Below are 13,710 nucleotides of genomic sequence, written 5' to 3'. Positions count from 1 at the left end.
CCCGCTCAGCCGCGGCGCGACAGGCGTGCGAATGTCAGCGCCAGCGCAAATGCGGCAAAACGGCGGTTCCGGTTTTCCAGCGCCTCTGAATCCCAGCCCCACTGCACCGCCTGCCAATCCTCCTCCAGATTGGCGATCGCCCAAAGCGCGTCGGCATCGGCACCATCATCGGCATCCTCGCCAAGCGCTGCCATCGCTACGGTGAGCGAGCAGGCGAGCCCGGCAAGATTGAGCAGGCCGGTCAGCACGAACGGCCCGAATTGCGAAAGCTCCTCGCGAAGGCGCGCCATGGTCGCGTCCGGCTGCCGACGGTGGATGATACCGCCGATCCTCTCGAACCGCACGCCATACCGTCGCTCGGCATCTAACAGCAATGGCTCCCACGCCTCGTCCTGCCGCGTGCGCAGGGCGTCGCCCTCGTCCGCGCGATAGCACAGCGTATCGGTTTCGGCATAGCTGAGCAGCTTGCCGATGGTCGCCGGCCGGTCGGGCGCGACACGGTCGATCGCATAATCCGCCATGTCGCGCAGTGGAAAGCGGGTCGGGTCGATCTCGTCACCCTGCGCGCGCCATTCATCGGCCAGCGCATCGGCAAGGTCGCGGCTCGGCACGATCTGCGGCGCGCCGCCTGCGGTTTTGAGCGCCCGCGTGTCGAGCCGCAGCTGCCATCCGCCCTCGAGCGCGTCGACATGCACATCGCTATAAAATCGCTTCACGAACCACTCCGCCATTTGCGCGCGAGCAGCCGCGGCCCGATGAGCGCCACCGCCGTCCCCGCCGCCAGCACCATCGCACCCACCCACGCGGGCGCGTCGCCGAGCCAGGGCGCCCGGCCATAGCTGGCCGACAATCCCCAGATGGCCATGATGACCCCGGCCACCCGCACCGCCTGTATCACGAAGAACCGCCGCGCCGCAGGATCGCTCACGCCGCGCCCAGCAGTTTTTGAAGGTCGTCCATGTCGTTCGCCACCGCATCGGCGCCCGCCGCCATCAATTCATCCGGCGCATGATAACCCCATGCGACCCCGATCCCGCGAACGCCGGCGGCATCGGCCATCAGCATGTCGAAGCTGGTATCCCCGATCATGATGGCCTGATCCGCGCCCATGCCGGTATCGCCCAGAATGCGGTCGATCATCGATGGATGCGGCTTTGACGGATGCCGGTCGGCGGTCTGCAGGCTTTCGAAAAGATCGGTGATGCCATGATGGGCCAGACAATGGGCCAGACCGCGATCCGATTTTCCCGTGGCAACCGCCAGCGTCCAGCCCGCCGCGTGCAGATGGCGCAGCAACATCGCCATGCCATCGTAAAGCGGTTCGTCCACCAGCCCGCGCTCGCGATGGGTGCGAAAGGCCAGCCGGTAGCGTTCGGCCAGCATTTCGTGTTGCACCGCATCGCCTTCGGGAAGGAGGTGCGCCATGGCCTGCGGCAGCGACAAGCCGACGGCGCGGCGGATCGCGAGCCGGTCGGGCGCCTGCAAGCCGGAGGCGGCAAAGGCTTCCTCCATCGCATCACAGACGTTCGCCTGCCCATCGACGAGCGTGCCGTCGCAATCGAAAATCGCCAGCCGGTTCATGGCTTCCTCGGCTTTCCGCCCGGCTTGCGGCCCTGTGGGGGGCCGCTGCGTTTCGCGCCGGGGCGGGTGGGGGCGGCCGTCTTGCCGGGGCGGGACTTGGGCTTGCCGCCCGAACTGCTCTTTACGCCGGCGCGTCCGCGCCGTTCGCCGCGCTTGTCCTTGCGCACCTGTTTGGCGTGGCGGCGTGCCTGCTGCTTGAGGATTTCGCGGGGCGGCGGGGGCGGGCCGGTTTCCGGCTCCGCATCGCTCAACGCGGGATCGAAGCCGAGCTGCTCCATGCTGGCGGCGAAATGTTCGGGCAGCGGTGCCGTCACGTCGAGCGCCACGCCGTCGGGATGGTCGATGATCAGGCGCCGGGCATGGAGATGCATCTTGCGGCTGATCGATCCGGTCAAAAAGGCGTCCTGCGCGCCATATTTGCCATCGCCCACGATGGGGTGTCCGATCGCGGCGAGATGGACGCGAAGCTGATGCGTGCGGCCGGTCAGCGGCTCCAGCTCCAGCCAGGCCGCGCGATTGCCGGCACGTTCGACCACGCGATAGCGGGTCTTGGCGGGTTGTCCGCCTTCGTCCGGCATCATCTTTTCGCCGCCGGTGCCCGGTTGCTTGGCAAGCGCGAGGTCGATCACCCCGTGCGGCACCTTCGGCACGCCGACCACCAGCGCCCAGTAGATCTTCTTGGCCGAGCGGCCCGAGAACCGTTTTGAAAAGAACGCGGCGCTACCCGGTGTTGCGGCGATCAGAAGAACGCCCGACGTATCCTTGTCGAGCCGGTGGACGAGCCGGGGCCGCGGTGCCTTGACACCCCCCTGCGTATAGGCGTCGAGCAGGCCGTCGACATGTTGATGCGTGCCCGTGCCGCCTTGCGTCGCGAGGCCGGGCGGCTTGTTCAGCACGATGGCCGCGCGATCGCGGTGGAGCAGCATCGCGTCCGCCTGGTCCAGCTGCTCTTCGGTCAGCGGGCGCCGTTCGCGCGGGGCACCGGCGGTCGATTCGCCGCCCGGCGGTACGCGGATCTGCTGTCCGGGTTCGAGCCTGTCGTCAGGTTTGACCCGCCCGCCATCGACCCGAACCTGCCCCGTCCGCGCCCAGCGCGAGATGGTGGCAAAGCCGATCTGCGGCAGGTTGCGCTTGAACCAGCGGTCGAGCCGGATGCCCGCGTCGTCGCGGCTGACCACGAATTGCCGGACAGTGTCGCTATTGTCGCGGGGATCGCCCTTCTGGCCGGGATCGCCCTTGGCGTTCGGATCGTGGGGTGCGCTCATGCAGCCACCCGCATGATCGAAAGCCCGACGAACAATCCCGCGAACCCGGCGATCACCGACACCATTGCATAGGTCACCGCCGCGAGCGCCGCACCGCGTTCCCACAGCATGACGAGTTCGAGGCTGAACGAGGAAAACGTGGTAAAACCGCCGAGCAGTCCCACGCCGAGGAGCAGACGCCACGGCTCGCTGTCAATTGCGCCCCCGCCCCGCGCGAGCCACCCGATCAACACGCCCATGGCAAGGCTGCCGAGCACGTTGGCGGCCAGCGTCGGCCAGGGGAAGCTTCCGCTCGCCCCTGGGAAAAGCGCGGTGATCGCGCGGCCGATCTGATAGCGCAGCACGGCCCCGGTCCCACCGCCTGCGGCGACGAGAAACGATGCGAAGAGAGGCGATGGGTGGTTCATGGTGGTCTGGTTCATTATCATGAGCGCCTTACGCGTTGCCGCGCCAATGCGAAAGGGGCGTCTCGCCGCTCCCCTGCGAACTTTGCGGAAAAAAGCGGCGTTTCTGCTGCTCGCCGTCCGGGCCGGCCCGGATTTGCGCGATCGCGCGATACGTGGTATATCATACCGGTTCCGGCGCTTGCTTTTCCGCATTGCGGGTGGTAGCGGCGCCGCCAGCTATGGCCGGTTTTTCGTTGAATTCGGGCTTTTCTGGCAATGTGATTCGTTTTTCATCGAGTCAAGGTGCGTGCGGGCCGGCCCTACCGGCGGTGGCATCATTGGCCGAACTGACAACAGATGTGAGGTAGTTTCAGAATATGCAAATCATGGTTCGCGATAACAATGTCGACCAGGCCCTTCGTGCGCTGAAGAAGAAGCTTCAGCGGGAAGGCGTGTATCGCGAAATGAAATTGCGCCGCCACTACGAAAAGCCGAGCGAGAAGCGCGCTCGCGAAAAGGCCGCCGCCGTGCGCCGCGCCCGCAAGCTCGAGCGCAAGCGCGCCGAACGCGATGGCGTGCGTTAAGCCATAGCCTTTGCATGAGGGCGGGCGGCACGGCACAAAGCCTCTTGTCGCCGCCGCCTGCATGAGCCATCAGGGCGCCAGATATTTCCGGCGCCCTTTTTGCTGCCCGCCATGGCGGGGCTTTCGCAAAACCGACCGTCGTTCAAGAATGGGGAAGATCATGGCCGAAGTCACCCGCGTACCGTTGCAGCCCATCGGCAAGGGCATCCTCACCAAGCTCTGGATCGGCATCGCGATTGCCGTCCTGCTCGCCGCCGGCGTGGCATGGGCCTCGCGCTATGAAGGCGTGACGGTCGATACCCTTGCCGCGGGCGAGGGGCCGAGCCCGTCGATGGACGATATCGTGCTCGTGAATTACGAAGGTCGCCTGCCCGACGGGACTGTCTTCGACAGCGGCGAGCAGGCCGCGATGCCGGTTGGCGGCGTCGTGCCCGGCTTTGCCGACGCGCTGACCCGGATGCAGACCGGCGGACGTTATGTCGTCAATATCCCCGCCGATCTCGCCTATGGCGACGAAGGGGCTGGCGGCGGCGTGATCCCGCCGGGCAGCGATCTCGAATTCACCGTCGAATTGCTCGAATTCCGCAGCCAGGCCGAAATTCAGGCGATGCAGGAGCAGCTTCGCGCCATGGGTCTTGGCGGCCCGGGCGGTCCCGGCGGGGCCGCACCGCTTCCCGCGCCCTTGCCGCAGCAGCCTGCCCCGGCGGAGTAATTTTTTACACGCCGCAGGCCACACAGCCGCTTGGCAAGCGGCGGCTGTCTGGCTAACGCGCGTGTCATGTCAGTCGATAAAGCAACGGTCACCAAGATCGCCAGCCTCGCCCGCATCGCCATGAGCGATGCGGAAGTCGAGGCCATGGTCCCCGAACTCAACAACATCCTCGGCTGGGTCGAACAGCTGGGCGAGGTCGATGTCACCGGCGTGGAGCCGATGGCCACGGTCGTGCCCAATGCGTTGCGCCTGCGCGAGGATGACGTGAATGCCGATCCCAAGACGGGCGGCGGCGTGCGCGACAAGGTGCTCGCCAATGCGCCGGCCCCCGAACACGGGTTTTTCGGCGTGCCTAAGGTGATCGAATAATGACCGAACATACCGAAATGGGCGTTGCGCAGATTCGCGACGGCATCGCCAATGGCGATTTCACCGCGGTCGAGGTGGCCGAGGCATTCAACGCCGCCGTCGCCGCCGCGTCCGATCTCAACGCCTTCATCGTGACCACGCCGGACAGCGCGCTCGACGCGGCGCGCAATGTCGATGCGCGCCGGGCCAAGGGGCAGGATATCGGCAAGATGGGCGGCGTACCCATCGGGATGAAGGACCTGTTCGCCACCGACGGTACGCAGACGACGGCGGCAAGCCACATCCTCGAAGGGTTCGTGCCGCAATACGAATCCACCGTGTCTGCAAAGCTGTGGGACGCGGGCGCGGGCATGCTCGGCAAGCTGAATCTCGATCAGTTCGCGATGGGTTCGTCGAACGAGACGAGCGCATTTGGCAATGTCGTCAATCCCTGGCGCGCCAAGGACAGCGATGCACCGCTCGCGCCGGGTGGTTCGTCCGGCGGGTCGAGTGCGGCGGTCGCCGCCCGGCTGTGCCCCGCGGCGACCGGCACCGACACCGGCGGCTCCATCCGCCAGCCCGCGGCCTTTACCGGCATCACCGGGATCAAGCCGACCTATGGGCGCTGCTCGCGCTGGGGCGTGGTGGCCTTCGCCTCCAGCCTGGATCAGGCCGGACCGATGGCGCGCGACACCCGCGACTGCGCCATCATGCTGGAGGCGATGGCAGGGTTCGACCCCAAGGATTCGACCAGCCTCGACGCGCCGGTCCCGGAATGGGAGGCAGGGCTGAACCCCGACCTTTCGGGCAAGCGCGTCGGCATTCCCCGCGAATACCGGATGGACGGCATGGACGCCGACGTCGCGAAAAGCTGGGACGACGGGATCGCGTGGCTCAAGGATGCGGGCGCGACGATCGTGGACATCTCGCTGCCGCACACGAAATATGCGCTGCCGGCCTATTACATCATCGCGCCGGCGGAGGCGTCGTCGAATCTCGCGCGTTATGACGGAGTGCGTTACGGATTGCGCGACCTGCCCGAAGGGGCGGGCTTGCAGGACATGTATGCCGCGACCCGCGCCGCCGGTTTCGGCAAGGAAGTGAAACGCCGCATCATGATCGGCACCTATGTGCTGAGCGCCGGATTCTACGACGCCTATTACACGCAGGCGCAGAAGGTGCGGCAGCTGATCGCCGACGATTTCGCGAAGGCTTGGGAAAGCTGCGACGTGATCCTTGCGCCAACGTGCCCTTCGGCGGCGTTTCCGCTTGGCGACAAGGTTTCGGACCCGCTTTCGATGTATCTCAACGACGTGTTCGCCGTGCCCGCCTCGCTCGCCGGATTGCCCGCAATGTCGGTGCCGGCCGGGTTGAACCGCGACGGTCTGCCGCTGGGTCTACAGATCATTGGCAAGGGGTTTGACGAGCAGGGCGTTTTGAATGCCGGGCTCGCCATCGAACAGCGTGCCGGTTTCACGGCCAGGCCCGACACATGGTGGAAAGCATGAGCACCTATACGATTCACGGCGCCACGGGTGAGTGGGAGGTCGTCATCGGCCTTGAGGTTCACGCGCAGGTGACGTCGAAGGCGAAGCTGTTTTCCGGCGCGGCGACGGCGTTCGGCGCGGAGCCGAACACGCAGGTCAGCCTCGTCGATGCGGCGATGCCGGGCATGTTGCCGGTGCCGAACCGCGAATGCATCCGGCAGGCGGTGCGGACCGGCATGGCCATCGATGCGCAGATCAATGCATGGTCGCGTTTCGACCGGAAGAATTACTTTTACGCCGATCTGCCGCAAGGCTACCAGATCAGCCAGCTTTACCACCCGCTCGTGGGGGAGGGTCATCTTGACATCGTGCTCGATGAAAAAGACCCCGGAAACTCCACCAAGCGCATCGGGGTGGAGCGCATCCATGTCGAGCAGGACGCGGGCAAGCTGATGCATGATCAGCATCCCACGATGTCCTATGTCGACCTCAACCGGAGCGGCGTCGCGTTGATGGAGATCGTGTCGAAGCCCGACATGCGCTCGCCCGCGGAAGCCGGTGCCTATGTCCGCAAGCTGCGCACGATCCTGCGCTATGTCGGTTCGTGCGACGGCAATATGGAGGAAGGCTCCATGCGTGCCGACGTGAACGTGTCGGTGCGCCGTGCGGGCGAGGAATTCGGCACCCGGACCGAGACGAAGAACGTCAATTCTGTCCGTTTCGTCATGGCCACGATCGAATACGAGGCCAACCGGCAGGTCGAGCTGATCGAGGATGGCGGAAAGGTCGTGCAGGAAACCCGCCTGTTCGATCCCGATACCGGCACGACGCGTTCGATGCGCAGCAAGGAAGACGCGCACGATTATCGCTACTTCCCCGATCCGGACCTATTGCCGCTGGAACTGGACGACGCGTTTCTCGCCGCGTGCCGCGAAAGCCTGCCCGAACTGCCCGATGCGAAGCGTCTGCGGTACGAGAACGAGCTGGGCGTGCCGCCCTATAATGCCGCGGTGCTGACGGCCGAGGTCGAAACTGCGCGCTGGTTCGAAAAGCTGCTTGCCACCGCGGCGGAGCAGCAGGGCAAGGCACAAGCCGATGTGGCAAAGCAGGCGTCGAACTGGCTGATGAGCGAATTGTTCGGTGCGCTCAACAAGCTGGGCAAGGATCTGTCCGACAGCCCGGTCACGCCGGAAAAAGGTGGCGAGCTTCTCGCGCTCATCGGGGATGGCACGATTTCCGGCTCGATTGCGAAGCAGGTGCTCGAAATCATGCTGGAAACCGGCGATGGGGCACGCGAAATCGTCGAGCGCGAGGGGTTGAAGCAGGAAAGCGACACCGGCGCGATCGAGGCGGCGGTGGACAAGGTGCTCGCCGATAATCCGGACAAGGTCGAAGCCTATCGCGGCGGCAAGGACCGGCTCTTCGGCTTCTTCGTCGGTCAGACGATGAAGGCGATGCAGGGCAAGGCCAACCCGCAGGTCGTGAACGACATTCTGAAACAGAAGCTGGGCTAACCCACCCGCGATACCGCGAACCATGAAAAAGGGCGCCGGAAGCGATTTCCGGCGCCCTTTCCTTGTGCCTGTCCCCCGGCTCACTCGCCCGCCGGCGTGCGGACCTCCACCGGAAGACCGAGCGATTCCAGCTGCGGCTCCACGACATCCGCATCGCCCACCACCACGAAGACGAGATCGTCGCCGCGAAAGGCGGAGCGGGCCTCGGCATCGAGTTGCGCCGCGGTCAGACCGCGATAACGGTCGGCCAGGGTTTCGTAATAATCGTCGCTCCACCCGTTGCGCACGATGCTCGTGATGCCGCCCAGCACGTCGCCCTGCGTCTCGAACGATCCGGGCAATTCGCGAATGTTGGAGTTGACCAGGGCGCTGAGCTCGGACGCACTCACGCCCTTGTCGGCCGTGAAGGCGGAGAGGTCGCGGCGCAATTCCGCGATGGAATCGCCCGTCCGGTCCGCCTGCACCGGGGCGTAGATCATGAAAGAGGAGCGATCGACGGGCCGGGACACGATGCTCCGCACGCCATAGGACCATCCCTTCGTCTCGCGCAGGTTCATGTTGATGCGTGAGAGGAAATTGCCGCCGAACACGTAATTGGCGCTGCCCAGCGGCACGAGATCGTCGGTGCCCTTCTGGTCCAGCACGCGCGCGCCCAGCACGATCGATTGCGGCGAATTGGGCCGGTCGATCAAAACGATACGCGATTGCTGCGCCGGGACATCGACGTTGAAATCCTTCGTCGGCGCAGGCGTCGCCGGGGCCTGCCAATCGCCGAAGCTTGCCTCCAGCAGCCGGGTGATCTCGCGCAGCGAGCTGTCGCCCACCACGAAGATCTTAGCAAGGTCGGGGCGCAGCCATGTGTCGTGGAAACCCGCGATTTGCGCGCGCGAAACCGCCTCCACCGCGGTGCGATCCCCGAGCCCGGACGGCGGGATGCCATAGGGGTGGTTCGGCCCGTAAAGCAGGGGGAACAGGGCCCGTTGCGCAATGGAGCCGGGCGAGGTCAGCTCATTGTCGAGCCGGTTCAATTGCTGCGCACGCACCCGGTTGAGATCGTCCTCGGCAAAGGCGGGGTTGCGCACATAATCCGACAACAGTTCGAGCGAGGGCAGGAGATTGGGCGCAAGGGCATCAAGCTGAAAATAGGTTTCATCGAGGCTCGCGCCCGAACCGATCGAGGCGCCGAGCCGTTCCTTCGCAATGGCCAGCTGCTCTGCGTCGAGCGTGCGCGTGCCTTCGTCCATCAACGACAGCATCAGCGATTGCGTGCCCAGCGCATCGCGCGGATCGGCGGCATAGCCCGCATCGAAGGCGAGCCGGATCGACACGGTCGGGATCGCGTCACGATGCGCGAAATAGACCTCGATCCCGTTCGACAATGTGGCGCGCTGAATCTCCGGGAAATCGAGCGCGGCAAGCTGCGCGATCTCCGGCAATTGCGTGCGGTCCGCCTCCGACCGGGTCATGGCGGCGGCAGGATCGCTGCCCGGCTGCATGAAAAAGGCCGGTCCGCGAAGCGCGCCGTCGGTTCCGGTACGGTAGCTTCCGGGCGTCGCGCCGTCCTCGCTGCGCTCACCCGGCTCCACCGTAAGGCGGAAGACGGGGCGGGACAGCCATGTCTGCGCCGCGGTGCGAACCTGCGCCGGGGTCAGGTCGGCGGCGCGCTGCAACTCTTGTTTATAGGCGTCGGGCGAGCCTTGATAGAGGAGGCTTTGTGCGAGCGTCGGTGCCTTGCCCGCAAACCCGCCGAGATTGTCGAGGCCGCGAATCTGCGACGCGGCATAGGTGGTCTTGGCCCGCAGCAATTCGTCTTCGGTCGGCCCCTGCGCGATCATGCGGGCGATTTCCCGGTCGAGCGCGTCGGCGACCACTTGCGGATCGACGCCGTCCTTCACATCGGCATAGACGGTGAACTGCCCGCCCTGGGCAAAGGCGCTGTTGCTGGCGACGACGCGGACGGCGATCTCCTCATCCCGGACGAGCGTGTTGTCGAGCCGCGAACTCGCCAGCCCGCCGAGCACGGCTGCGGCGGCGTCGAGCGGCAGGTAATCGGGATTGTCGAGCCCCGGCGTCGCCCAGATGCGATACACGCGCGTCGTCGCGACCTGATCCTTGAGCGTGCGTTCGACATCGGCGGGCAGCGTCGGCACCGGGGCGGCGACCGGCGCGATGGCCGGGCCGGCGGGGATGGCGCCGAACCATTTCGACACCTTCGCCCGCGCCGTCGCGGTGTCGATATCGCCCGACAGCACCAGCACCGCATTGTTCGGCCCGTAATGATCGCGGAACCAGTCCTTTACATCGTCGAGCGTCGCGGAGGAGAGATCCTCCATCGAACCGATCGTCGAATGGGCATAGGGGTGCCCTTCGGGATACAGCGTTTCCAGTTCCAGATATTCGACCATGCCATAGGGCTGATTGTCACCCTGGCGTTTTTCGTTCTGAACCACGCCGATCTGGTTATCGAGCTTTTCCTGCGTCACCGCGCCGAGCAGATATCCCATCCGGTCGCTTTCGAGCATCAGCGCACGGTCGAGCGCGCCGGTCGGCACGGTTTCGAAATAGTTGGTGCGGTCGAACCAGGTCGTGCCGTTGAAGTCGGTCGCGCCGGCATCCTGCAACGGTTGAAAGAAATCACCGGGCGCATTTTCCGACCCGTTGAACATCAGGTGCTCGAACAGATGGGCAAAGCCGGTCTTGCCCTCGGGTTCATGCTTCGATCCCACGCCATACCAGATCGAAACGGCAACCAAGGGCGCCTTGCGATCCTCATGCACCAGCACGGTCAACCCGTTGTCGAGCGTGAACCGGTCATAGGGAATGTCGACCTCGGCGATCAGCGCGTCGAGCGCGGCCGGTTCCGCCATCGCGCGGGCCACCTCTGCGGGCGGGGCGTTGCCCGCCATGGGCACGCGGGCATTCTGCGCGGCGCAGGCCGACAGCGCGAGCGAGGATACGGCGGCAAGGCAGGCGGTGATGATACGCATGGAAAAATCCCCCTCAATCAATCGTGGCGCCAGGCGGCGCGCGCGCATCCATTCGGTATCAGTTTCAACCGGAAACGCCAGCCTTAGAACGCCATGCCGCCCGAGCAGATCGGTCCGCTCGCGGTATGCACGCACCCTTGAAATCGGTGGTTCGCGATAGAATCTGCTACTGGCCCCGGCAAGACTCTTGTGTTGTATAATTGCAACACTATCTCCTGTCCGTAACGACAAGGATTTTGTGATGAATCTGGAAAAATTTACCGATCGCGCCAAAGGCTTTCTGCAGGCGGCGCAAACCGTTGCCATTCGTAACAATCATCAGCGGATTTCGCCCGCGCATATCCTCAAGGCTCTGCTCGAGGATAACGAGGGCATGGCCGCGCAATTGATTCAGCGCGCTGGCGGCAATGCAAAGCAGGCCGAGGCGCAGGCCGATGCGGCGCTGGCCAAGATCGCCGCCGTGTCGGGAAGCGGGGCGCAGGCGACGCCGGGGCTCGACAATGATGCGGTTCGCGTCCTCGATCAGGCGGAGCAGCTCGCGCAGAAGGCCGGCGACAGCTTCGTCCCGGTGCAGCGCGTGTTGCAGGCGCTCGCGCTGTCGCAATCGAATGCGGCGGGGCAGGCGCTGAAATCCGCGAATGTCGATGCACAGGCGCTCGAAGCCGCGATACAGGAGGCGACCGGCGGCCGCACCGCCGACAGCGCGAGCGCGGAGGAAAGTTACGACGCGTTGAAGAAATATGCCCGCGACCTGACCGAGGCGGCGCGCGATGGCAAGCTCGACCCCGTGATCGGCCGCGACGAGGAAATCCGCCGCACGGTGCAGATCCTCGCCCGCCGGACGAAGAACAACCCCGTCCTGATCGGCGAACCCGGCACGGGCAAGACCGCCATTGCCGAAGGGCTGGCCCTGCGCATCGCGAATGGCGACGTGCCCGACAGCCTGAAGGACCGCACGCTGATGTCGCTCGACATGGGCAGCCTGATTGCGGGCGCGAAATATCGCGGCGAGTTCGAGGAGCGGTTGAAGGCCGTGCTGGACGAGGTGAAGGGCGCGCAGGGCCATATCATCCTCTTCATCGACGAGATGCACACGCTGATCGGGGCGGGCAAGTCGGAAGGGGCGATGGATGCGGGCAATCTCTTGAAACCCGCGCTCGCCCGCGGTGAGCTGCATTGCATCGGCGCGACGACGCTCGACGAATATCAGAAATATGTCGAGAAGGACGCCGCGCTCCAGCGCCGGTTCCAACCCGTGTTCGTCGACGAACCGACGGTGGAGGATACGGTGTCGATCCTGCGCGGGCTCAAGGAAAAATACGAGCTGCACCACGGCGTCACTATTTCCGATAATGCACTGGTGGCGGCGGCAACCTTGTCGAACCGCTATATTTCCGACCGGTTTCTGCCCGACAAGGCGATCGACCTGATGGACGAGGCGGCGAGCCGCATCCGCATGGAGGTCGAGAGCAAGCCCGAGGAGATCGAGAATCTCGACCGCCGCATCATCCAGCTCAAGATCGAGGAGCAGGCGCTCCAGCGCGAAACCGATGCCGCGTCGCAGGACCGGCTGAAAACCCTGCGCGAGGAACTTGCCAATCTGGAGCAGCAGTCGAGCGAACTGACCACCCGCTGGCAGAACGAGCGCGACAAGATCGCCGCCGAGGGCCGCATCAAGGAACAGCTCGACGCCGCGCGTATCGAGCTCGAACAGGCGCAGCGGGCGGGCGATCTCGCAAAGGCGGGGGAACTGTCCTACGGACGGATTCCCGAACTCGACCGGCAATTGGCGGAGGCAAAGGCGCAATCGCAAAACGCCATGCTGCGCGAGGTGGTGACAGAGGACGACATCGCCGCCGTGGTCAGCCGGTGGACCGGTGTGCCCGTCGACCGCATGATGGAAGGCGAGCGGGAAAAGCTGCTCGATATGGAAGGCGCGCTGGGCAAGCGGGTCATCGGGCAGAGCCAGGCGGTCGAGGCGGTGTCGAAGGCGGTGCGGCGCGCCCGTGCCGGGCTTCAGGATCCGAACCGGCCATTGGGCAGCTTCCTGTTCTTGGGCCCGACCGGCGTCGGCAAGACCGAATTGACCAAGGCGCTCGCCGGGTTTTTGTTCGACGACGACAATGCGATGGTGCGCATCGACATGAGCGAATTCATGGAGAAGCACGCCGTGTCCCGCCTGATCGGGGCGCCGCCGGGCTATGTCGGCTATGACGAGGGCGGGGTGCTGACCGAGGCGGTACGACGCCGCCCGTATCAGGTCGTGCTGTTCGACGAAGTGGAAAAGGCGCACGCGGATGTATTCAACGTGCTGCTGCAGGTGCTGGACGACGGGCGGCTGACCGATGGGCAGGGGCGGCAGGTTGATTTCAGCAATACGCTGATCATCCTGACCTCCAACCTCGGTAGCCAGTATCTGGCCAACATGGAGGACGGCCAGACCGTGGCCGATGTCGAGCCGCAGGTCATGGACGTGGTGCGCGGACATTTCCGGCCCGAATTCCTGAACCGGCTGGACGAGATCATCCTGTTCCACCGCCTGGGCGAGGAGCACATGGCACCGATCGTCGATATTCAGGTGGGCCGGGTTCAGAGATTGCTGAAGGATCGCAAGATCACGCTCGACCTCACCGATGCGGCGAAACGCTGGCTCGGGCGGGTCGGTTACGATCCGGTCTATGGCGCGCGCCCGTTGAAACGCGCGGTGCAGCGCCATGTGCAGGATCCGCTCGCCGATCGCCTGCTGCGTGGGGAAATCGCCGATGGATCGACCGTCCATATCGACGAGGGCGACGGCGAATTGCAGATGCACGTCGCCTGATAAAACGCGAGCCATACGAAAACGG

12 protein-coding genes are annotated in these 13,710 nt (G+C 65.1%); 6 read left to right on the top strand and 6 right to left on the bottom strand.

The genetic code is table 11. The features are described from left to right. Window positions 1-5: 5 nt before the first annotated feature. From K4G67_RS00530 to crcB, 5 genes are read right to left on the bottom strand one after another with little or no spacing between them, the layout of a single operon-like run. Entirely contained in the window at window positions 6-716 is a 711-nt protein-coding gene (locus tag K4G67_RS00530; protein WP_239804466.1) for an ATP12 family chaperone protein, read from the bottom strand. After that, a complete protein-coding gene (locus tag K4G67_RS00525; RefSeq protein WP_239804465.1) occupies window positions 713-928 on the bottom strand; it encodes a hypothetical protein in 216 nt (71 codons plus the stop codon). Before K4G67_RS00525 ends, K4G67_RS00530 begins: the two co-directional genes overlap by 4 nt. Next, window positions 925-1,581 (bottom strand): HAD-IA family hydrolase, encoded by a 657-nt coding sequence (locus K4G67_RS00520; RefSeq protein WP_239804464.1) that lies wholly within the window; start codon window positions 1,579-1,581, stop codon window positions 925-927. Before K4G67_RS00520 ends, K4G67_RS00525 begins: the two co-directional genes overlap by 4 nt. After that, on the bottom strand, window positions 1,578-2,846 hold the full coding sequence (locus K4G67_RS00515) for an RluA family pseudouridine synthase (RefSeq protein WP_239804463.1): 1,269 nt from the start codon (window positions 2,844-2,846) through the stop codon (window positions 1,578-1,580). The genes K4G67_RS00520 and K4G67_RS00515 overlap by 4 nt, the downstream gene beginning before the upstream one ends. After that, entirely contained in the window at window positions 2,843-3,268 is a 426-nt protein-coding gene (crcB, locus tag K4G67_RS00510; protein ID WP_239804462.1) for a fluoride efflux transporter CrcB, read from the bottom strand. Before crcB ends, K4G67_RS00515 begins: the two co-directional genes overlap by 4 nt. A 341-nt stretch (window positions 3,269-3,609) precedes the next feature. Between crcB and rpsU the strand changes: the two genes are divergently transcribed. From rpsU to gatB, 5 genes are all read left to right on the top strand, one after another. Then, complete coding sequence (gene rpsU, locus K4G67_RS00505) at window positions 3,610-3,816, top strand: 30S ribosomal protein S21 (RefSeq protein ID WP_179408292.1); 207 nt, start codon at window positions 3,610-3,612, stop codon at window positions 3,814-3,816. A gap of 148 nt (window positions 3,817-3,964) precedes the next feature. After that, complete coding sequence (locus tag K4G67_RS00500; protein ID WP_239804461.1) at window positions 3,965-4,528, top strand: FKBP-type peptidyl-prolyl cis-trans isomerase; 564 nt, start codon at window positions 3,965-3,967, stop codon at window positions 4,526-4,528. A gap of 66 nt (window positions 4,529-4,594) precedes the next feature. Continuing rightward, a complete protein-coding gene (gene gatC / locus K4G67_RS00495) occupies window positions 4,595-4,897 on the top strand; it encodes an Asp-tRNA(Asn)/Glu-tRNA(Gln) amidotransferase subunit GatC (protein WP_239804460.1) in 303 nt (100 codons plus the stop codon). Further along, a complete protein-coding gene (gene gatA / locus K4G67_RS00490; RefSeq protein ID WP_239804459.1) occupies window positions 4,897-6,384 on the top strand; it encodes an Asp-tRNA(Asn)/Glu-tRNA(Gln) amidotransferase subunit GatA in 1,488 nt (495 codons plus the stop codon). Before gatC ends, gatA begins: the two co-directional genes overlap by 1 nt. Next, complete coding sequence (gene gatB / locus K4G67_RS00485) at window positions 6,381-7,877, top strand: Asp-tRNA(Asn)/Glu-tRNA(Gln) amidotransferase subunit GatB (protein WP_239804458.1); 1,497 nt, start codon at window positions 6,381-6,383, stop codon at window positions 7,875-7,877. Before gatA ends, gatB begins: the two co-directional genes overlap by 4 nt. An 80-nt stretch (window positions 7,878-7,957) precedes the next feature. Here the strand turns inward: gatB and K4G67_RS00480 are convergent, their stop codons facing one another. Then, entirely contained in the window at window positions 7,958-10,864 is a 2,907-nt protein-coding gene (locus K4G67_RS00480) for a M16 family metallopeptidase (RefSeq protein ID WP_239804457.1), read from the bottom strand. 241 nt (window positions 10,865-11,105) lie between these two features. Between K4G67_RS00480 and clpB the strand changes: the two genes are divergently transcribed. After that, complete coding sequence (gene clpB, locus K4G67_RS00475) at window positions 11,106-13,685, top strand: ATP-dependent chaperone ClpB (protein WP_239804456.1); 2,580 nt, start codon at window positions 11,106-11,108, stop codon at window positions 13,683-13,685. The last annotated feature ends 25 nt before the right edge of the window (window positions 13,686-13,710 follow it).

The sequence above is a fragment of the Croceicoccus hydrothermalis genome (genome assembly GCF_022378335.1).
Lineage (GTDB): Bacteria > Pseudomonadota > Alphaproteobacteria > Sphingomonadales > Sphingomonadaceae > Croceicoccus > Croceicoccus hydrothermalis.
The sequence above is the reverse complement of the archived record's forward strand: the minus strand, read 5'-3'. Positions and strand labels throughout refer to the sequence as shown.